Below are 20,229 nucleotides of genomic sequence, written 5' to 3'. Positions count from 1 at the left end.
GGGAATCAGCGTGGAGAGGGGAAAGACGAAATTTATTTTTGTAACGGGCGGCGTGGTCTCGTCGCTCGGCAAGGGCCTGGCCGCCGCCTCGTTGGGCGCGCTGCTCGAGGCGCGCGGGCTAAAGGTCACGATGCTCAAGATGGATCCATACATCAACGTGGATCCCGGCACGATGAGTCCCACGCAGCATGGCGAAGTTTTCGTAACCGACGACGGCGCCGAGACCGATCTCGACCTCGGCCATTACGAGCGCTTCGTGCAAACGCCGATGGGGAAGCGCAACAACTGCACCACCGGCCAAATCTACGATACCGTCATTCAGAAAGAACGGCGCGGCGATTACCTCGGCGCGACCGTGCAGGTGATTCCACATATCACCGACGAGATAAAAAGGCGCATCCTCGCCGCCGCTGAGGGCTCGGACCTGATCATCGTCGAGATTGGCGGCACGGTCGGCGATATCGAGAGCCTGCCGTTCCTGGAAGCGGTGCGCGAGTTCCGCTGGGACCTCGGCCGCGAAAACGTATTGTACGTGCATCTGACCCTGGTCCCGTACATTCCGACCGCCGGCGAGCTCAAGACCAAGCCCACGCAGCACAGTGTGAAAGAGCTGACCGGCCTCGGGATCCAGCCCGACATCCTGCTCTGCCGATCCGATCGTCAGCTCGAAAAGAAGTTCAAGGCTAAGATCGCGCATTTCTGTAACGTCGAGGAGAACTGCGTGATCTCGGCGCCGGACGTGCCGACGATCTACGAAGTGCCGATCCGCTTTCACGACGAGGGTTTCGATCAGCGCGTGTGCGAGAAGCTCAACATCTGGACCGGCGCGCCTAACCTCTCGAAGTGGCGGCGAATCGTCAAGACCGCGCAGAATCCGAAGGTCACCGTCAACGTCGCGGTGGTCGGCAAGTACGTCAACCTGCAGGATTCGTACAAGAGCCTGCACGAGGCGATCGCGCACGGCGCGATCAGCAATGAGGCGCGGGTCAATATCGATTACGTCGATTCCGAAGAGCTGGAAAAGCAAAACGTCGAGGAGCGGCTGGCGGATGCTCACGCGATAATCGTCCCCGGCGGCTTCGGCGAGCGCGGCACCGAGGGCATGATTCGCGCCGTCCGCTACGCGCGCGAGAACGGCGTGCCGATTCTCGGCATCTGCTACGGCCTGCACATGATGGTGATCGAGGCGGCGCGCGACCTGCTCGGCCTCAAGCGGGCGAACACTTCGGAGAACGCGCCCGACTCGCCCGACCGCGTCATCGACATCATGGAATCGCAGAAGGACGTCTCGAAAAAGGGCGGCACGATGCGCCTCGGCGCGTACCCGGCCGTGCTCACGTCGGGCTCGCTGGCGGCGTCACTCTATCGCAAGGCGCGGATCTCGGAGCGCCATCGCCATCGCTGGGAAGTGAACAACTCGTATCGCGAGCGGCTCGAGAAAGTGGGCCTCGTCGCGACCGGCACTTCGCCCGACAACAGCCTGGTCGAGATAATGGAGCTGAAAGGGCATCCCTGGTTTCTCGGCTGCCAGTTCCATCCCGAGCTGAAGTCACGGCCGCTTGATTGTCATCCGCTGTTTCGCGGCTTGATTCGCGCAGCCGTGCAGCGCCGCTCGGAGCTTGGAGTTAAGCGCCCGAAGGTGCGAGAGCTGAGATCCGTTTCGTGAGCGTGGCGCAGGTCAAAGCCGGCGACGCCGTCTTTGGCGGGCCGGAACTCGTGCTGATCGCGGGCCCGTGCGTGATTGAGAGCTACGATTCGTGCATTAGGCATGCGACGCGGTTGGCTGATATCGCGCGTCGCGCCAAGCTGCCCTTCGTTTTCAAATCTTCATTCGACAAGGCCAATCGCAGCAGTCACAGCTCGTTTCGTGGTCCCGGCTTGAAAGATGGACTCGAGATTCTCGCGCGCGTGAAGCGCGAGGCGGGCGTCGCCCTGCTGACCGACATTCATGAGCCGTCGCAGGCGGCGGTGGCGGCGGATGTAGTCGACGTGATTCAGATTCCCGCGCTGCTCTCCCGCCAGACCGATCTGATCGACGCGGCCGCGAAAACCGGATGCGCCATCAACATCAAGAAGGGGCAGTTCCTGGCGCCGTGGGACATGAAGGCGGTGGTCGCGAAGGCCGAGCAGGCCGGCACGCGCCGAATCATTCTGACCGAGCGCGGATTTTCGTTCGGCTACAACAATCTCATCTCCGATATGCGCTCGCTCGTGATCATGCGCGGTTTCGGTTACCCCGTCGTCTTCGATGCGACCCATTCGGCGCAGCTTCCGGGAGCGGGCGCGGGCGGCGAGGCCTCGGGCGGTCAGCGCGAGTTCATTGCGCCGCTTGCGCGCGCGGCGGCGGCGGTCGGAATCGACGGAATCTTCATGGAAGTGCACGAGGACCCCGACCGCGCACTCAGCGATGGCCCCAATTCATATCGGCTCGACGACCTGCCGGCGCTGCTCGAAACGCTCAAGCGAATCCATCACGTGTCCCGCGAAGCGGACTGACTCGCGCTAGCCATTTTTGGCGAGGTTAGGCGCGAGAGTTACGAAATTGTGATCGCGAGTTCGCGACAGATTGCAAGCGTGTGCAAGTATGGTGCCGAACTCCGGTTCGGTTTACTCTAAAAAAAGCACTTGATACCGTGCATGATTGGAGAGATTGAAGTCGGAGTGATTGGAACTTGAGTCCCCGGAGAATCGCTAAGGCGCTGGCGGGTTTCGGCGCGATCGCGTTGGTTGTCCTGCTGATTGCGACGGTATGGATCGTGCGCCATCGCTCGGCCACCCAAGTGCTGCAGACGGCGGCCGGGCTAGTGCCGGGAACTCTCCTTCGTGCGCATAATTTCCACTGGACGCAAATGAAAGCCGGGGAGCGCCAGTGGGTGCTGACCGCGGGCGAGGCGGACTACTCGGCCGACAAGACCACGCTGAAGCTGACCGACGCAGTCGTCACGATGGTCTCGTCGGATGGCAAGCCGGTGGTCGTCAACTCGCCGCATGCGGATTTGACCTTGAATGGGAATCATGTGACGCGCGCGCACCTGACCGGCGGCACGATCATCCACTTAGGGGACTATGTGCTGACCACGGATTCGGCGACCTTTATGCCGGATGACGACCAAGTCGATGCGCCCGGTCTCGTGACGATCGTGGGCGACGGATTAAAAGTGACTGGGGTCGGGCTGAGCGGTCATCCTAAGACGCGCGTGTTCGAGCTTCATACGCAGGTTCAGACTGAAGTCACGCCGAAGAAAGAGAGTGAAAAATCCAAGCAAAGTTAGTCGAGCGTCGCGGATCGTCGCGGCTGCGATATTCGCAATCGCGCTCGCGTCGCCGCTGTGGGCGCAAAATGGCGCCAACGCGCCGATGGGATCGCCGGATTCGGGAACGATCGGCGATTCGATTCGCAACGCGCCGGCGAATACGGCGCCGCCGGCCGGGACCGCTCCGCAACCGGCTAGCAGCGACGAATCAAGCGACGATTCGATCAGCGTGACCGGCGGCGTGCCGGGCGCGCCGCCCGTCGCGCCATCGTCGGACACGACGCAAGCTCAACCGGCGGTTGCGACCGCTCCCGCAGCGGCAGAAGCGCCGGCCGCCGTGACGGCGCCCGCCGTCGCGACCGCGCCCGCTCCGGTACCGCCCTCGATGCCGGACGTGCCCGTGACCGCCGCGGACGTCGCGCCTGCCGCAGCGCCATCGATGGCAGTCGTGCCCATCGAGCCGATACCTTCGGCAGCGGCTCCAGCAGTCGCAATCGCGCCTGCTCCGGCACCGCCCTCAGCGCCGGACGTTCCGGTGACCGCGGCAGACGTCGCACCGGCCGCGGCGCCTTCGATTGCCACGACCACCGCGACCGCTCCAGCAGCGGTTGCGCCCGATTCAACACCGGTTACGACCGCCGCAACAGTGCCGCCGGCGGGCGCGATCGCGCCGCCGATGACGCTCGCGCCGATGCCAGCTGACGCCGCCAATCCTGAACCGCTCTCTGCTCCTGCCGCAGCGACGGCTCCAGCAGTTGCCAGTGCGCCGACCGAGGCTGCTGCACCGCACAAGGCGCACAAGACGGCGTCCGGCACGGCGGTCGGCGGCGAGACCAAGCTCGCATCGAATCCGCCTGACCAGGGCAATGCGTTCGGCGGGATGCAATTCGGTAACAGCAAGGCGCCGATCTATATCAAGTCCACGTCGATGTCGCTCGACTACCAGAATCATTCGGTCCTGTGGATCGGAAACGTGCACGCTACCCAGGCGGATTCGCAACTCACCAGCGACCAGCTGCGCGTGAACTATTTCGACAAGGACTTCAAGCAGATGAAGGATATGGTCGCGGACGGCAACGTGCGTCTCAGCCAGGGCACGCGATGGGCGACCGGCAAGCATGGGGTCATGGACCAGACCAAGCGCACTGTGGTCTTGACCGGCAGCCCGGTCGCGCATGACGGCAACGATCAGATCACCGGCTGCAAGATCACGGTGTATCTAAACACGAGCCAAAGCGTGGTCGATTGCGCTCATGCGGTGCTGTTTCCTCATACCGACGCATCGCCGGGTGCGAGCGCGACGGCGAGCGCTGCGACAGACTAGCAAGCAATTCTTCGATGGCGCTGGAAGTAAAACTCGGGCAGGATCTGCGGCTTCGCCAGCAACTGGTGATGACGCCGCAGCTGCAGCAGGCGATCAAAATCCTTCAGCTTTCGCTGCCGGAACTGGAAGCGATCGTGCAGTCGGAACTCGAGCAGAATCCGATGCTCGAACCGCTCGACCAAAGTCCCGCCGAAGCCGCTTCCGAATCCGAGATGTCTGATCCCGAGGCCGCTGTCCAGGCCGACGGAGAACCGCTGCCACCCGAGGCTGACGGCCTTAACGGCGCCAACTCCGACGACGACTGGGAAACCGGCTCGCGCGAGGAGAAACCCGCGCCGACGGTCGAGGTCGAAGCGCGCGACGCCGCACTCGAAATCAAGGAACTGAACAGTCTCGAAAAGCTCGACTGGCGCGAGTATCTCGAGACCTACTCGAACAACTGGCAGGAAAGCACGCCGTCGGACAACGACGACGACCATCGCAGCGCGCTCGAAAACACGCCGCTGCGCCGCAGTTCGCTCGAAGACCACATGATGTGGCAGTTGCGGCTTTCGAACCTCAGCGAATCCGACCAGCAGATTGGCGCGACCATCATCTACAATCTCAACGAAGACGGATATCTCGAAACTCCCATCGAGGAGCTCGCGGCGCAGCTCGAAGTCGCGCCCGCCGAAGTCGAGCGCGTGCTCGCTCGCGTGCAGCGCTTCGATCCGCCCGGCGTCGCCGCGCGCGATCTGCGCGAATGCCTGCTCGCTCAGCTGCAGAATCTCGGGATGGAAGAATCGCTGGCGGCGCGAATCGTCAATGGCCACCTGGACCTCCTCGAAAAGCATCGCTACGCGGAAATCGCCAAGGTGCTCAGCGTGCCTGTCGAGACCGTCGGGCAGGCGGCGAAGATAATTTCGCTGCTCGAGCCCAAGCCGGGACGCGATTACGGCGGCGACGAGCCGACCTACGTGGTGCCCGACGTTTATATCCACAAGGTCGGCGAGGACTACGTTGTCACGCTCAATCGCGACGCGGTGCCGCGCCTGCGCCTGGCCGGTTACTACCAGCGCGTGCTCAACGACGTGGACGTCGCGCCCGAGACGCGTGAGTACCTGGCGGAGCGGCTGCGCTCGGCGCGATGGCTGGTGAAATCGATCTACCAGCGCCAGCAAACGATCTTCAAAGTCGCGACCTCGATCGTGAAATTTCAGCGCGCGTTCTTCGACCACGGCATCAGCCTGCTCAAGCCGCTGGTGCTCAAGGATGTTGCCGAAGACATCGGGATGCATGAATCAACCATCAGCCGCGCGACCGCCAACAAGTACGCGCATACTCCGCAAGGAATCTACGAGCTGAAATTTTTCTTTACCTCGGGAGTGAAGGGCGCCGGCGGCGAGGACGTTAGCGCCGAGACCGTCAAGGAACAGATCCGCGGGATGGTGACGGCGGAGACTCCGCAGAATCCGCTCTCGGATCAGGCAATCGCCGAGATGCTGCGGGCCAAGCAGATCAATATCGCGCGGCGCACGGTCGCCAAGTATCGGCAGGCGATGGGAATTCCCCCGTCGGCAAATCGCAAGCAGATCGGATGACCGCTGCGGGCGCGTGAACGAAAAAAAACAAGATGAGTAAAATCGACAAGCAGGGCAAGCGCGGCCGGGCGACAATCCGAAAAGTGCGGCGCGCCGCACGGATCGCAAACGCGCCTGTGACTGAAGTGACGGTGACATTTCGACACGTCGAGCCGACCGATGCGATCCGGTTGTACGCGGAACGAAAATTCGCGCACGTTGGTAAGTTGATCAAGCGCACCTGCCAGGCTCATCTGATTCTCACGGTTGACAAATATCGGCAGCACGGCGAAGTTACTGTCAAATCAGGGCGCCTGTCGGTGAGCGCGCAGGAAGAAACCAAGGATCTTTATTCGGTGATCGACCTGCTCGCGGACAAGGTCGGACGCCAACTGAAGAAGCATCTGGAAAAATTCAAGGCGAAAAAAGTCAGATCGCCCTCGACCGGCGAGGTCTTGAGCGCCAGCGAGGAAATTTGATTCGCGGCGTTCTCCCGGCCGCGAGTTTCGCCGATCCGCATTTGATCTATTTTGATTTTTGACTGGATGTAGACGACGAGATGAAAATTACCGATATCCTCAGCCCTGACATGGTCGTTGCCGACTTGAAGGGCGCCACCAAACCCGACGTCTTGAATGAACTCGCGAAAGCGCTGTCCGCCAAGTACACGGAGATCAAGCTCGCCGACCTGACCGCGGTCCTGGCCGAGCGCGAGCGGCTCGGCTCGACGGCGATCGGCGACGGGATCGCAATCCCGCACGGCAAGTTGCGCGGGGTGACGAAGATTATCGGAGCGTTCGGCCGCCACGCGCAGGGAGTCGATTTCGATTCGCTCGACGGCGAACCGTCGCAAATATTTTTTGTACTGGTCGCGCCGGAGGATTCCGCCAGCCTGCATTTGAAAGCACTCGCCCGCGTCTCGCGATTGCTCAAGGAAGCGTCTTTTCGAAGCCATCTGCTCGCGGCCAAGGACGGCGCCGAACTGTATTCCCTGATCAAGGAAGAAGACAGCAAGTACTGAGACAGCCAATCGCGTCCGATGAGCTCGCCTCAGCCACCCCGCCTGATAATCGTCACCGGCGTCTCGGGTTCGGGGCGCGCCTCCGCGATGCGCGTGCTCGAGGATCTCGGTTTCTACTGCGTCGATAATCTCCCGGTCGCGCTCGCGCCCAATGTCGCGATGCTCGCGGCAGGACGCGATCCCGCGCTCCAGGGCGTCGCGCTTGGGGTGGACCCTCGCGAGCGCCTGTTCTTCCCGCAGTGGCCGCGGATATTCGCGGAGCTCGACGCTGCGGGAATCCATCCCGAAGTAATTTTTCTCGACGCCTCCGACGACGTGCTCGCGCGCCGCTACTCTGAGAGCCGCCGGCCGCATCCGATGGCCGCGAGCGGAGCGACCGTCGCCGAGAGTATTCGCGTCGAACGCCTGGCGCTGGCCGAGATGCGCGAGCGGGCCAATCGCGTGATCGACACGACCACGCTCACGGTCCACGAACTGCGCGAGGTGGTTACGGCGGCCGTGCTGGGCGCGGGTGCGGGATCGCGGATGTCGGTATCGATCGTCTCTTTTGGTTACAAGTACGGCCTGCCGGTCGGGATGGACGTCGTGCTCGACGTGCGGTTTATCCCGAATCCGTTTTTTGTCCCCGAGCTGCGGCCGCTCACGGGGAATGACCCGCGCGTGCACGAGTACGTGATGGCACAGCCGGAGTCGCAGCGCTTCATCGACGAGGTCGGCCGCCTCTTCGATTTTCTGATTCCGCTCTATCAGCGCGAAGGCAAGAGTTACCTGACGGTCGGCCTCGGATGCACCGGCGGACGCCATCGCTCGCCCGTGCTCGCGCGCGAGTTAATGAAACGCCTAGAGAGCGGCGGTTTCGCCAGCAGCGTGCGCGACCACGATATCTCGCGCTAGATCCGTCGCAAGAAGCGCTCAGTTCATGATGCTGCCGCAGTCGACATTGATCGTCTGACCGGTCATCCCCGCCGACGTGTCGAGCGCGAGGAACAGCGCGACGCGCGCGACTTCCTCCTCCGTCGCCATCCTGGCCATCGCCGCCTGCGACAGGAAGCCGGCCTTGATTTGCTCGTACGGTTGCTTCAGCGCCTCGGCCCGCGCACGCATCACGCGTTCAATTCGTTCGCCCTCGATCGCGCCTGGGCAAATGCAGTTGCAACGGATGCCGCGCTGACCCCATTCGCCGGCTATCGTTTGCGTCAGCCCGATCATTGCCCACTTTGCCGCCGCGTATGGCGAGCGCAACGGAAAACCGCGCCGGCCCGCGCCGGACGAAATGTTGATGATGTTGCCGGAGCGCTGCTTGTCCATCACCGGCAGCACCGCGCGAGTCGCGAGCCAGGTCCCGGTCAGGTCGATATCGATCGTCTCCTGCCATTCGGCGAGCGACATGTCGGTGATGCGCTTGGTCGGCCCCGAGATGCCCGCGTTGTTGACGAGAATGTCGATGCGGCCGAACGCCTTCATCGTCTCGCCGGCCATCTTTGCGCAGTCGGCTTCCTTTGACACGTCGCTGCTCACGTGAATCGCGCGCGCTCCGAGGCGCTCGAGCTCGGCGCAGGTCTGCTTCATCGGTTCAAGCGAACGCGCGGCGATCACAATCTTCGCGCCGGCGGCGCCGTACTTCAGCGCGATCTGTTTGCCGATTCCGTAGCCGCCGCCCGTGATGATTGCGACTTTATCTGCGAGTTCGTTCATGGAGGTGATTTCCTTGGCGATTTTGAGCGTTGAGCACTGCGCCGACTTTAGTAGCATCGCGATTCGCCGACAACGCGCGCGCGAAGCCTTGTCTCAAAGCGTTGCCGCCCAATATCATCGAAGGATCGTGGCAGCCGTCAATCCAATCGGAACCCAGCCGGACAAGCGGAGCGCAAACGGCTCGTGGCTGATGAACTTCCTGAAGGTCGCTATAATCGCGATCATCGTCGTCGGCTCAATCTGGCTTCTCGTCGAGCACTGGAACTGGTTCACCGATCCCACGATCGTCAAGGCCCAGGTGGTCCAGTGGGGCGCGTGGGGCCCCGTCGTCTACATGCTGCTGTACGCGGTGGGGCCGTCGTTCCTGGTCCCTGGCGCAGTGATGACGATCGCAGGCGGGCTGGCATTCGGCGCCAAATGGGGCTCGGTGTACTCGCTGATCGGCGGCGATGTCGGCGCGGTCGTCGCGTTCGCAGCGGGAAGATTTCTCGGCAAGTCGTTCGTCGAGCGGATCGTCGGCGAACGTTTCCATGCGGTGCTGCAGCGAATCGCGAAGCACGGCTTCCAGATAGTCCTCTACCTCCGGATGGTTCCCGTGATTCCGTACAACGCGCTGAACCTGCTGGCGGGCGCGTCTCCGATCACATTTCACGATTACTTCTGGGCGACGATGATCGGCATGATACCGGGGACGATCCTCTACGCTTTTCTGGGCGACGCGTTATGGCATCCGCTGTCGCCGAAGTTCGTCCTCGCGCTGTTGCTGATCGGTGCGTCGGTCGGATGCGGCGAGATCTACCGCCGCTGGTCGCGCGTCAAGATCGACGAGTAACGATCACGCGGCGACTTGCTTACGACAGATCTACCGGTAGTTCGAGGTAGTTCTTGAAGATGAAATCGCGATGCTCGATCAGGATCGGCTTGGTTGCGGCGACTATCGTTGGTTCGGTCGTCGTGAACATCTCGCGAATCATCTCCGGCATCGGGCACAGCTCGGGCGCGAGCGGTTTCATCGCGTTCGAGAAGGCGGCCCAGTAGACGTCCATCGCCGAGAGATTGTCGCCGATAAAGTATCGGCTGCCGCGGGACTTCTGCGCCTGGAGCCGCTCTGCGAGCGCGGTCAGGCCCGCCGCGACTCGTTCCACTGCGCGTTTTCCGATTTCCGGCGTGTAGCCGTATTTCTTGCCCAGGTATGCCGAGACGCCTGCCGGATCACCGCCGGGTTTCGTGACTTGTTCATGCACGCCGCGCAGCCGCTCGGTCCATCCGATGCCGTTCTCGCCGCATAGCTCGTTGCTGTAGCCGAACATCAAGATGCGATCCTCGAGGCGCTCCGGGATGAGGCGCGGCGTCGGCGCCAGCCTCTCGGCGAGATAGAGCTGCTCGATCCACGTGGTGCGCGGACGTTCGTCGTTCCATGCCATGACGGGGAAGCTGTCCTGCGCGGTCCATTCCTGAAGCGTTGTGGTCGGCGAGCCGAAGACGTGGCCGACCCGCGCGTGAGGTAGCTGCTTGATATGCAGGATGCCCTTGAGCGCTTCACCCCATGGGCTGGGAACGTACGCGAGCGTGACGATTCGGAGTCCGCTGGCGCGTCGAGCTTGTTCGATGTCGATTCTTTTTGGCTTCATTGTAGGAACGTCGAAACGTGTGCTGTTCCCGCTTTGGGAACGATGCTACAGTCTCCTGGAATGCGAGTAATGGCACGACGAAGTTTGCTGCAGTTCGCGGAGTCGCTCAAGGGCCAGCAAAGTCAAAAGGCGGTGAGAGCAGCGCTCGACGCCTGGTTTCGCGAAGTGCATCGTGCCAAGTGGCGTAGTCCAACCGACGTGAAGCGGGACTATGGCGCGGTCAGCATAGTCGGCAGCAACCGTGTGGTTTTCAACATCAAGGGGAACGACTACAAACTCGTTACCGGAATCAACTATCGTCGTCAGATCGTCTTCATCAAATGGATTGGATCGCACCGGGACTACGATAAAATCGACGCAAGGACCCTCAAATATGGAGATTAAGCCGATACGTACTGAGCTGGACTACGAGCGGACGCTGCGAGAGGTCGAGCGTCTGATGGACGCCAAGCCAGGAACTGCAGGAGAAGACAGGCTCGATGTGCTCGCGACGCTGGTCGAAGCCTACGAGAGCAAACATTTTCCGATAGATCCGCCCGACCCGATAGAGGCGATTCGGTTCCGGCTTGAGCAACAAGGACTCGACCCGAGCGCGTTAGTCGGGGTGATCGGCGGGCGCAGCCGAGTGTACGAGGTGATGCAGCGCAAGCGTGCGCTGTCGCTGGCGATGATCCGCCGCCTGCACGAGCGCTTTGGAATACCTGTGGAAGTGCTGATTCGCCCGATCCGTGGCGGGCGTCGCCGTAGCGCCGCGTAGCGGCTAGGTGCCGGATTCCCAGCTGGCCAGGTATTTGCGCTGCTCGGCGGTCAGGGTGTCGATCTTGATGCTCATCGCGGCGAGCTTCACGGCGGCGATTTCTTCTTCGATCTCGACAGGCACTTCGTGGACCTTTACCGCCAGCTGATTGCTCTTTGCGGCCCACTCCGACGCCATAGCCTGAGTTGCGAAGCTCATGTCCATGACTTGCGCGGGGTGGCCTTCGGCGCATGCGAGGTTTACCAAGCGGCCCTCGCCCAGCAGATAGACAATGCGGCCATTGGAGAGATGGTAGGCGTCGATGTGGCGGGTGACGTCGCGTTCGACTTTCTTTGCCGCGTCGTTCAGGTAAGCGACGTCGATCTCGATATCGAAGTGGCCCGAGTTGCTCAGGAACGCGCCGTCTTTCATCTGGCTGAAATGCGCGGATGTGAGAACGTGCTTGTCGCCCGTCGCGGTGATGAAAATGTCGCCGACCTTAGCAGCCTCGATCATTTTCATCACGCGGAACCCGTCCATCGCGGCTTCGAGCGCGCGAATCGGGTCGACTTCCGTCACGATCACGTCGGCGCCAAGGCCGCGCGCGCGTGAAGCGATGCCGCGGCCACAATAGCCGTAGCCGGCGACGACCACGACCGAGCCCGCGATGAGGACACCGGTGGCACGGATGATGCCGTCGAGCGTGGACTGTCCCGTACCGTAGCGATTGTCGAACAGATGCTTGGTCTGCGCGTCGTTGACGGCTACGACCGGAATTTTCAGTGCGCCATCTTTGGCCATGGCGCGGAGCCGGATCACGCCCGTCGTCGTTTCTTCCATGCTGGCCTTCACGTCGTCGGCCTGGTTGGCGTACTCGGTGTGGAGGAGGCTGACGAGGTCGGCACCGTCGTCCATTGTGATAGTAGGACGGCGCTCGAGCACGGCGCGCAGATGGCTGTAGTAGGTGTCGCGATCCTCCCCGTGGATGGCGAAGGTGGCAATGCCGTATTGATCGACGAGCGCGGCCGCGACGTCATCCTGAGTCGACAGCGGATTCGACGCGCACGCGAGCACTTCCGCGCCGCCCGCTTTTAGCGTGCGGAGCAGGTTGGCGGTCTCGCAGGTGATATGCAGGCACGCGCCCATGCGCTGGCCCTTGAGCGGCAGCTCCTTGGCGAATCGCTCGCGCAGGCGGCGCAGCACGGGCATTTGTTTGTCGGCCCATTCGATTCGCTTGCGGCCGGCCTCGGCGAGTCCGAGGTCATGCACGTCGAACTCGCGGCCGTCGCCGTTGGTGCGGGATTTGGAAAGAGCTTTGAGCTTCCTTGCCGTCGTGGCCATCGTGATCAATCTCCGAAAGTTCTTTCTTCAGTTTAATGAAGCGGCCGCGATCAGCTGCGGCCGTTGAGGCGGAACGCGTTGCGCAGAGTCTCGGCCATGTCGACGCGCTCCCACGGGAACAGGCCGTCGTGGGGTTTGCGGCCGAAATGCCCGTAGGCTGCGGTCGGCTGATAGATCGGGCGCTTCAAGTTGAGGGTCTTGATGATTCCGGCGGGCCGGAAATCGAACAGCTCGCGCAGGGTTGCGGAGAGTTTGTTCTCGGGCACGATGGTTGTGTCGAAAGTATCGACGAGCAGGGAGACCGGCTCGGCTACGCCGATCGCGTAGGCGACCTGGATTTCGCATTTAGTGGCGAGCCCCGCCGCGACGACATTTTTTGCGACATGACGCGCCATGTAGCAGGCCGAGCGATCGACCTTGCTCGGGTCCTTGCCCGAGAACGCGCCGCCGCCGTGGCGGCCGTAGCCGCCGTAGGTGTCGACGATGATCTTGCGGCCGGTGAGTCCGCAATCGCCATGCGGTCCGCCGATGATAAAGCTGCCGGTGGGATTGACGTGATAGACCGTCGAGCGGGTGAGGTACTGCGCGGGAATAGTTTTCTTGATCAGTTCCTCGATGATCGACTCGCGGATTTTTTCGTATTTGACGTCGGGCGAATGCTGCGTCGAGATGACGACAGCCGTCACTTCGACCGGCCGGCTATCAGCGTAGCGCACCGTGACCTGGCTCTTGGCGTCGGGCCGCAGAAAATCAAGCTGACGGGTTTTGCGGAGCTTGGTGAGATTTTCCATCAGCCGATGCGCCATCGCGATCGGCAGCGGCATAATCTCCGGCGTCTCGTCGCAAGCGAATCCGAACATCAGGCCTTGGTCGCCGGCCCCTTGTTCCTTGTGGAGGCCTTCGCCTTCGGTGACGCCTTGCGAGATATCGGCCGACTGCGGTTCGATCGCGGTCAGCACGGCGCACATGTTGCCGTCGAAGCCGACCTCGTTGCTGTTGTAACCGATGTCGAGGGCGGTCTGCCGCGCGATTTTCACGTAGTCGGGGCGCGCCTTGCTGGTTATCTCGCCGGCGAGCACGATGAGCCCTGTCTTGGCGAGCGACTCGAGCGCGACGCGCGAGTTGGGGTCCTCGGTGAGGAGCGCGTCGAGGACGGCGTCCGAAATCTGGTCGCACATTTTGTCCGGATGGCCTTCGGAGACCGACTCGGAGGTGAACAGGAAATCCTTAAGCGGCATTGTTCGCGATTGCTCCTTGAGAAGCGCCTTTTGAGGTAGCCCGTCGCGGACCGGAACTCAACTTGTACGGGCGGCGCGCGCGACTGACGGGTTCAATTGTGTTCTGTTCCAGAGGATTCAGTATAGCGCCTGTGACAAAGCGAAACGCGAAAAATCGGCAGCGCGCCTCAAGATTTTCAGAGTAGTGAAGGTATAACTGACCAATCGGACAGAATCAAGATAGGGACGCTGCATGATTGGGCAGGACGCCTCGAAACGGCCTCCTATTCCTCGCCGAAGCGGGCGTCGAACAGGGCTTGGACGGCTTTGAGAGCTTCGCGCGCGTCTGTTCCTTCAGTGCGCACCTTTAGCTTGGAGCCTTGGGCGGCGCCGAGCATCATCAGGCTCGTCATGCTCTTGGCGTTGACGAGGTCCTTGCCGGGACCGATCATGATCTTCGAGGTAAATTGCGCGGCCGTTTGCGCGAGCGCGGATGCGGCCCGCAGATGAAGTCCGAGCCGGTTCTTAACCTCCACAGTCGCCTCCGCCACGTTCACGGGAATTACGATAAAGGTATCGGCGGTCTCGGTAAACGAGTGCGCGCGATCAATCCGCTTCCGTGATTGTCTGGGGCGTGCGGGAAAGCTCGACGCTGCGCTGGCACCCGCTCACCTCGTCGCCGGCGTGATATTCGAGCGGAAGGAAGAGCAGCGATGACAGCAGCGCGAGAACTCCCATCACGAGGAAGGCCGGCGTGAAATCATGCGTTGTCAGATGAGCGAAGCCGCTCGCCTTCAGGCTCATGTGCAGCAGCATCGCGCCGAGTGCCACGCCGAGGCTCAGAAACAGTTGCTGCGCCATGCTCGACAGAGTGCTCGCACCGCTCATCGACGAATTGGGCACGTCGGCATAGGCCAGGGTTCCCAGCGCGGTGAACTGCAACGAGCGGAAGAATCCTCCCGAGAGGAGAGCCACCACGATCAGGAAGTGAGGCGTCGTGGGACGGAACAGTGCGTAGCTCATCATGATGAAGGCGCTGAGCACGCCATTGGAAATCAGCACCGAGCGAAAACCCAGGCGGCGAATGATAGGCGTCGCCGTCGCCTTCATGAAGAGGGCGCCTGCCGCGCTGGCGAATGTCAGCATTCCCGAAGCGAACGGAGAAAGGCCGAAGACCACCTGCAGCAGCATCGCCAGTAGAAACGGCAACGCGCCGATGCCCATGCGAAAAAGTCCTCCGCCCAGCGTTGCGACCAGGAAGGTCGGGATTCTCAACAACCCCATGTCGATGATCGGGTAGTTGATACGATTGGCGTGAAGGATATAGAGCGCCATGCAGATTCCGCCGGCCGCCATCACGCACATGATGATGCTCGCGGGAATAACGCCGCGGCCGATCGACTCGAAGCCGGAAACCAGGCCCGCCAGCCCCAGGCCGGTTAGCAGAAAGCCGCGGAGGTCGAGCGGGAAAACCTCATCCTCGCGGATGTTCGGGATGTACCAGGTGACTAGGGTGATGCCGATCATGCCGATCGGCACGTTGATGAAAAAAATCCAGCGCCACGAATAATACGTCACGATGAACCCGCCGACCGGCGGTCCGACCACCGGACCCAACACGGCCGGCACCGTCAGATACGACATCGCGGTGACCAGCTCGGACTTGGCGATGGTTTTCAGAACGATCAGGCGGCCGACGGGGACCATCATGGCGCCGCCGAAGCCCTGCAAAATACGCGAGGCGACCAACTCCGGCAGCGAGTTCGAGAAGCCGCAAAATACAGAGCCGGTTGTGAAGATGATGATCGCGGTGCGGAAGACAGTGCGCGCGCCGAATCGATCCGCCATCCAGCCGCTGATCGGAATGAAAACGGCGAGGCTCAGCAGGTAGGAAGTGATCGCGAGATTGAGCTTGATCGGATCTTCACCGAGCGACTTCGCCATCGCGGGCAGCGCGGTCGAGATGACCGTCGCGTCCAGCATCTCCATGAACAGCGCGCAGCCGACGATCATCGGCGCCAGGAACTCGAGCGGGGAGATTCTGGAGGGTCTCGGACTCATCGCAACAGATCAAACATGAATGCCAACCACGATATGGAAATCGGCAAAACCGGTAAACGGGCGATTGGACTCGGCGCGCGGGGCGAGTCAGTTGCCATTGCGTACTGGTGCGCGAACCGCGGCGGCTTGGGCCTTGATGCATGCGCTGAATAGCTCGCGCAGGCGCGCTTCGATTTGCGAGTCGCGGGTTGTGCCCTCGCGCCGGCGCCATGCCCGCAGGGGAATTACAGCCTTGGACATATTGCGATGGCCGCCGGCGCTGCCGATATCCGCGAACAGGCTCTTTACCGCTTCGCCGGCGTTGTGCCCGCTCATGCCGTGGTTGCGCACGCTGATCACGAGCTTGCCGGCTAGCTTGCCCGCGACCGCGACCCACGACACGCCCTCGAACTGCAGGCAGAAGTCCGCCATCTGCACGATCAGGTCGTCGCGCTTGACCCGGCCGAGATTGAGCACGACCAGGTGATCCTTGACGACCATCCGCTTCATCGCGCGCGCCAGGATATGCGCGAAACTGAGCGGCAACTCGGGGCGATCGATCTGCCGGAGCACGCTGTAGTTGGCGAGCGGGACGAGATACGTGAACGCTTGCAGGTCGTCGTCGGTCACGCGGCGCGATAATGCCAGCGTGTCACTGCGAATTCCGTAGAGCAGTGCAGTCGCCAGGCGCTCGCTGATTTTTTCATCGGCGGTGAGCAGGTACTCGGTCATGATCGTCGAGGTCGCGCCATATTTCACCCGCACGTCCTCAAACGGGGCGGCGCCGCCGGGGTAGCCGGGATGATGATCGATCGCGATATCCGCGCGCGGGATTTTCTCGCCGAAGTACGGCGGTTGAACATCGACCATCGCTATCTTGTCGAACGCGCGCAGGTCCTCGGTCGCGGCCGGCTGAATTTCGATCTCAAGCAGATGCTCCATCGTGCGGTTTTCCGGGCGCGTGACGGGCTTGAACGCAAAGAACGGCGTGGTCTGCTTGTTGCGCCCGAGCAGGGTGCGCAGCGCCATCGCGCTCGCCATCGCGTCGGGATCGGGATCGTCCTGCAAGACGATTGCCACGCGGTCGCCCTCGCTGACCATCGCGCGCAACTCCTTGATTTTCTGCTTCGTGAACGCCTGATCCATAAAATGAAATAAGCCCGGCCTGCCTCGAGAGACGGCGGGTGAACTTCCGCGGTTTATTTGCGGATGTTGCGAGAGCAGGCGCTTCGGGCGAAATCGAGCCGAATAACGGGACCCGCAGTCCGAAAATGCGAGCGGCAGCCCCAATGCTGGCGAACCGTCTTGGAATTCATCAGTGGAAGGGGAATACCACAGCGCAAAGAGTTGAAGCAATGATATAGAATAACAGCTAGCCATGGGTTCCCCGGATTCACAATCGAATAAATTTCATTGCGTAATCTGCCGCCGCGAATTCGCCGAGTGGTTCCTGCGCATTTCGGTCGAAGATACCGCGGGCTTTCGCCAGCAGGCCTTTATCTGCGGCAACTGCGCGGTTAAACTGCGGCTCGCCTCGGAGAAAAATCGCGACCTGCAAATCGATCCGTGGATACACGAGGCGGTCGCGAGCGTACTACGCGGCAAAAATCCCGACGAAGAGTAAAGCTGAGGAAGAATTCAACCGATGGCGGGCGCATCGAGATCCGATTCGCAACCGGGCAACTCAATTGTCGCGGAACTATGGCCTCGTGAAGAAGCTCGGCGGCTCGCAGAGCGCATCTCAGCGTACGAGCCCGCTCGTCCCGTAATTTTCCAGAGCGGTTTCGGACCGTCGGGACTGCCGCATCTGGGCACGATGGCGGAAATTCTGCGCCCGTCGTTCGTGCGCAAGGCATTTCATCTGCTCGAGCCGTCGCGCCGGTCGCGGCTGATCGTTTTCATCGACGACCTCGACGGACTCCGCAAAGTGCCGGAAAACGTGCCGGATCGCGAGGATGTCGAGCAGTATCTCGGCATTCCCGTCTCGAAGATTCCCGACCCGTTCGGATGCTGCGCCAGCTTCGCCGATCATATGATCGGACTGCTCGGCGGATTTCTGGCGCCGGTCGAAGTCGAGTACGAACTGGTACGCTCGGCCGAAATGTACTCGTCGGGGCGTTTCGACGAGGGACTAAAGCTGATCCTCGAGAAGCACGCCGAGATCATCGCGATCATCGCGCCGACACTGCGCGAGGAAAATCGCGCGGGATGGTCGCCGTTCATGCCGATTTGTCCGAAGTGCGGGCAGGTCGTCGAACGCGCGGTGACGGCCTATCATCCTGAGCGCACCTCGATCGAGTTCACCTGCGAAAAGAGCGCGGGCGGTACGTCGGGTTGCGGTTTCAGCGGCGAGCAATCGGTGCTTGGCGGGATGGCGAAGGTGCAATGGAAAGTAGATTGGGCGCTGCGATGGTACGTGCTCAAAGTCGATTACGAATTGTACGGCAAGGATCTCACCGACTCGGCGCGGCTCTCGGGACAAATTCTGCGCGTGCTGGGTGCGAAGCCGCCGCTCGGATTTCCGTTCGAGATGTTCCTCGACGAGGACGGCCGCAAGGTCTCCAAGTCGGTCGGCCGCGGCGTGTCGGTGGATCAGTGGACGCGCTACGCGCCGATCGAAGTGCTCAAATTTTTCCTGCTGCTCAATCCGCGCCGCGCGCGCAAGTTGTTTCTCGAGGCGATTCCGCAATACGTCGACGAATATCTCGACGCGGTGCGCCAATACGCGGCGGAGTCGGAGGAGCAGCGGCGCGAATCGGTGCTCGAATTTGTCATGCAGAGTACGACGCCGAGACGATTCAACTCGACGCTCACCTTGGGGTTAATGATGAATGCGGTGGCGGCGCTGGGTAGCTCGGATCGCGATTTCATCTGGAACTATATCGTGCGCTACGACTCCTCGATCGCAGGTGATCCCGAAACCGAGGCGATGGGCCGCGCGCTTATGGAATGCGCGCTCAATTTCTACCGCGATTTCATCGAGCCGACGAAAAAGCTCTACACACCGTCGGATGCGGAACGCGCGCAACTAAAGAGCCTCGACGCGTACCTGCGCGAAAATCAGGGTGCAAGCGCCGAAGAGATCGAGAAGAAGATTTACGATCTCGGCCGAGCAAATTACGACAAGCCCGGCAAGATTTTTCCGCTGCTCTACCGCTCGATTCTCGGCCAGGAGCGCGGCCCGCGCCTCGGCGCATTCATCAGGCTCGCTACGCCCGCGCGTATCGTCGAGCTGCTCGACGCAACGATCGCGCGCTCCGCCTAGACGAATTCGGCGAACACCGAGTCGGCCATCTCGAGCCCGCGATCGGTCAGCTTGATTCGGCCGCGATCGAGCGTCAGCAACCCGTGGTTGAACAGCGGGGTCGCGATGCGGCCGAAGATGCATTCGAAGTTGCGGCCGAAGCGCTCGTGAAAATCGGCCAGCGCGAAGCCTTCGCGCAGCCGTAGATTCAGGAACACGAATTCACTCTGCGCGGTGGCTTCATCGATCGTCTCGGCGCCGGTCTCTGCGTTCGCGCGCTCTTCGATCGCGGCGATATAACACGCCGGGAGTTTTTCGTTCCAGCATCGACGTCCGCCGCGCCCGTCGCCGGCATAGCTGTGAGCGCCCGCGCCGATTCCGAGGTATGTCTGGCCACGCCAGTATGTCAGATTGTGGCGCGCCTCGTGGCCGGGCGCCGCGTAGTTCGAAATTTCATACATCGCGTAGCCGCGCCGCGGAATTTCCTCGCGCACCGTTTGATACATCGCGGCCTGCTTATCGGTCGCGAGCTGTTTGATTCGTCCGCGCTTCAGCTCCGTGAAAAACGCGGTGCCTTCCTCGAAGGTCAGGTTGTAAGCCGAGATGTGATCCGGTTCGAGCGCGGCCACCGATTCGATGTCGAAAAGAACATCCGCCACCGTCTGTCCCGGAACCGCGAAGATCAAATCGAGATTGAGCCGATCGAAGCCGGCGCGATGCGCCATCCTCGCAGCCGCGCGGGTTTCGTCGGCGCTGTGGATGCGGCCGAGAAATTTGAGCGTGGCCTGATTGAACGACTGGGCTCCGAAACTGATTCGATTCACGCCCGCCGCGCGCATCCCGGCGAGTTTCGCAAAGTCCACGGTGCCAGGATTCGCTTCGAGCGTTATCTCCGCATCGTCTTCGGTTCCGCAAACGCGATTGACGGCCTCGATGATCTCGCCGATTGATTTGGGCTGGAATAGCGACGGCGTTCCGCCTCCAAAAAAGATCGTCTTGATGCGTTGGCCCGAAAACAACGGGGTGCGCGCCCTGTATTCAAGCTCTGAAATCAGCGCGCGAGTGTATTGCTCTTCCGGCCACGACGACGCCGCGTGCGAATTGAAGTCGCAGTACGGGCACTTCGATTGGCACCACGGAATGTGGATGTAAAGCGAAAAGCTCACG

Annotated in this window: 21 protein-coding genes; 13 read left to right on the top strand and 8 right to left on the bottom strand. The window is 61.7% G+C overall.

What is annotated here, in order from left to right; translation table 11 throughout:
• Window positions 1–10 precede the first annotated feature (10 nt).
• The 8 genes from VJX68_RS04395 (at window position 11) to rapZ (ending at window position 8,052) form a co-directional block, all read left to right on the top strand.
• A complete protein-coding gene (locus VJX68_RS04395) occupies window positions 11–1,666 on the top strand; it encodes a CTP synthase (protein WP_324094441.1) in 1,656 nt (551 codons plus the stop codon).
• Window positions 1,654–2,496, top strand: a complete 843-nt coding sequence (gene kdsA, locus VJX68_RS04390) for a 3-deoxy-8-phosphooctulonate synthase (protein ID WP_414643456.1) — start codon at window positions 1,654–1,656, stop codon at window positions 2,494–2,496. Before VJX68_RS04395 ends, kdsA begins: the two co-directional genes overlap by 13 nt.
• Before the next feature lie 176 nt (window positions 2,497–2,672).
• Window positions 2,673–3,272, top strand: coding sequence for an LPS export ABC transporter periplasmic protein LptC (lptC, locus tag VJX68_RS04385; protein ID WP_324094439.1), 600 nt, complete (start codon window positions 2,673–2,675; stop codon window positions 3,270–3,272).
• A complete protein-coding gene (locus VJX68_RS04380) occupies window positions 3,250–4,578 on the top strand; it encodes an LptA/OstA family protein (RefSeq protein WP_324094438.1) in 1,329 nt (442 codons plus the stop codon). The genes lptC and VJX68_RS04380 overlap by 23 nt, the downstream gene beginning before the upstream one ends.
• 14 nt (window positions 4,579–4,592) lie before the next feature.
• Window positions 4,593–6,158 (top strand): RNA polymerase factor sigma-54, encoded by a 1,566-nt coding sequence (gene rpoN, locus VJX68_RS04375; RefSeq protein ID WP_324094437.1) that lies wholly within the window; start codon window positions 4,593–4,595, stop codon window positions 6,156–6,158.
• Window positions 6,159–6,190: 32 nt separating this feature from the next.
• Entirely contained in the window at window positions 6,191–6,616 is a 426-nt protein-coding gene (gene hpf, locus VJX68_RS04370) for a ribosome hibernation-promoting factor, HPF/YfiA family (RefSeq protein ID WP_324094436.1), read from the top strand.
• An 80-nt stretch (window positions 6,617–6,696) separates the two neighbouring features.
• Window positions 6,697–7,158, top strand: a complete 462-nt coding sequence (locus VJX68_RS04365) for a PTS sugar transporter subunit IIA (protein ID WP_324094435.1) — start codon at window positions 6,697–6,699, stop codon at window positions 7,156–7,158.
• Between the two features lie 18 nt (window positions 7,159–7,176).
• Complete coding sequence (gene rapZ / locus VJX68_RS04360) at window positions 7,177–8,052, top strand: RNase adapter RapZ (RefSeq protein WP_324094434.1); 876 nt, start codon at window positions 7,177–7,179, stop codon at window positions 8,050–8,052.
• Between the two features lie 18 nt (window positions 8,053–8,070).
• On the opposite strand, the gene VJX68_RS04355 is transcribed toward rapZ, so the two are convergent.
• On the bottom strand, window positions 8,071–8,853 hold the full coding sequence (locus VJX68_RS04355) for an SDR family NAD(P)-dependent oxidoreductase (protein WP_324094433.1): 783 nt from the start codon (window positions 8,851–8,853) through the stop codon (window positions 8,071–8,073).
• A gap of 127 nt (window positions 8,854–8,980) precedes the next feature.
• Here VJX68_RS04355 and VJX68_RS04350 point away from each other — a divergent pair, with 127 nt between their 5' ends.
• Window positions 8,981–9,685 (top strand): TVP38/TMEM64 family protein, encoded by a 705-nt coding sequence (locus VJX68_RS04350; protein WP_324094432.1) that lies wholly within the window; start codon window positions 8,981–8,983, stop codon window positions 9,683–9,685.
• 19 nt (window positions 9,686–9,704) lie between these two features.
• Here VJX68_RS04350 and VJX68_RS04345 read toward each other — a convergent pair whose 3' ends face one another.
• A complete protein-coding gene (locus VJX68_RS04345; protein WP_324094431.1) occupies window positions 9,705–10,484 on the bottom strand; it encodes a hypothetical protein in 780 nt (259 codons plus the stop codon).
• A gap of 69 nt (window positions 10,485–10,553) precedes the next feature.
• Between VJX68_RS04345 and VJX68_RS04340 the strand changes: the two genes are divergently transcribed.
• Together VJX68_RS04340 and VJX68_RS04335 are read left to right on the top strand one after the other, a co-directional pair.
• Entirely contained in the window at window positions 10,554–10,868 is a 315-nt protein-coding gene (locus tag VJX68_RS04340) for a type II toxin-antitoxin system HigB family toxin (protein WP_324094430.1), read from the top strand.
• Window positions 10,858–11,241, top strand: coding sequence for a helix-turn-helix domain-containing protein (locus VJX68_RS04335; protein ID WP_324094429.1), 384 nt, complete (start codon window positions 10,858–10,860; stop codon window positions 11,239–11,241). Before VJX68_RS04340 ends, VJX68_RS04335 begins: the two co-directional genes overlap by 11 nt.
• Before the next feature lie 3 nt (window positions 11,242–11,244).
• Here the strand turns inward: VJX68_RS04335 and ahcY are convergent, their stop codons facing one another.
• From ahcY to VJX68_RS04310, 5 genes are all read right to left on the bottom strand, one after another.
• A complete protein-coding gene (ahcY, locus tag VJX68_RS04330; protein ID WP_324094428.1) occupies window positions 11,245–12,561 on the bottom strand; it encodes an adenosylhomocysteinase in 1,317 nt (438 codons plus the stop codon).
• A gap of 50 nt (window positions 12,562–12,611) precedes the next feature.
• The gene (gene metK / locus VJX68_RS04325; RefSeq protein WP_324094427.1) at window positions 12,612–13,799 is read right to left on the bottom strand and encodes a methionine adenosyltransferase; all 1,188 of its coding nucleotides are present in this window, start codon (window positions 13,797–13,799) and stop codon (window positions 12,612–12,614) included.
• A gap of 263 nt (window positions 13,800–14,062) precedes the next feature.
• Window positions 14,063–14,314, bottom strand: coding sequence for an HPr family phosphocarrier protein (locus VJX68_RS04320; protein ID WP_324094426.1), 252 nt, complete (start codon window positions 14,312–14,314; stop codon window positions 14,063–14,065).
• 70 nt (window positions 14,315–14,384) lie between these two features.
• A complete protein-coding gene (locus VJX68_RS04315; protein WP_324094425.1) occupies window positions 14,385–15,839 on the bottom strand; it encodes an MFS transporter in 1,455 nt (484 codons plus the stop codon).
• Window positions 15,840–15,926: 87 nt separating this feature from the next.
• The gene (locus VJX68_RS04310; RefSeq protein ID WP_324094424.1) at window positions 15,927–16,964 is read right to left on the bottom strand and encodes a DHH family phosphoesterase; all 1,038 of its coding nucleotides are present in this window, start codon (window positions 16,962–16,964) and stop codon (window positions 15,927–15,929) included.
• Between the two features lie 232 nt (window positions 16,965–17,196).
• Here VJX68_RS04310 and VJX68_RS04305 point away from each other — a divergent pair, with 232 nt between their 5' ends.
• Window positions 17,197–17,442, top strand: a complete 246-nt coding sequence (locus VJX68_RS04305; RefSeq protein WP_324094423.1) for a hypothetical protein — start codon at window positions 17,197–17,199, stop codon at window positions 17,440–17,442.
• Between the two features lie 21 nt (window positions 17,443–17,463).
• Window positions 17,464–19,083, top strand: a complete 1,620-nt coding sequence (gene lysS, locus VJX68_RS04300) for a lysine--tRNA ligase (RefSeq protein ID WP_324094422.1) — start codon at window positions 17,464–17,466, stop codon at window positions 19,081–19,083.
• Here lysS and hemW read toward each other — a convergent pair.
• On the bottom strand, window positions 19,080–20,228 hold the full coding sequence (hemW, locus tag VJX68_RS04295; RefSeq protein WP_324094421.1) for a radical SAM family heme chaperone HemW: 1,149 nt from the start codon (window positions 20,226–20,228) through the stop codon (window positions 19,080–19,082). The genes lysS and hemW overlap by 4 nt on opposite strands.
• Window position 20,229: the final 1 nt, after the last annotated feature.

Source organism: Binatus sp. (SeqCode), from assembly GCF_035272065.1.
Taxonomy (GTDB): Bacteria; Desulfobacterota; Binatia; order Binatales; family Binataceae; genus Binatus.
The sequence above is the reverse complement of the archived record's forward strand: the minus strand, read 5'-3'. Positions and strand labels throughout refer to the sequence as shown.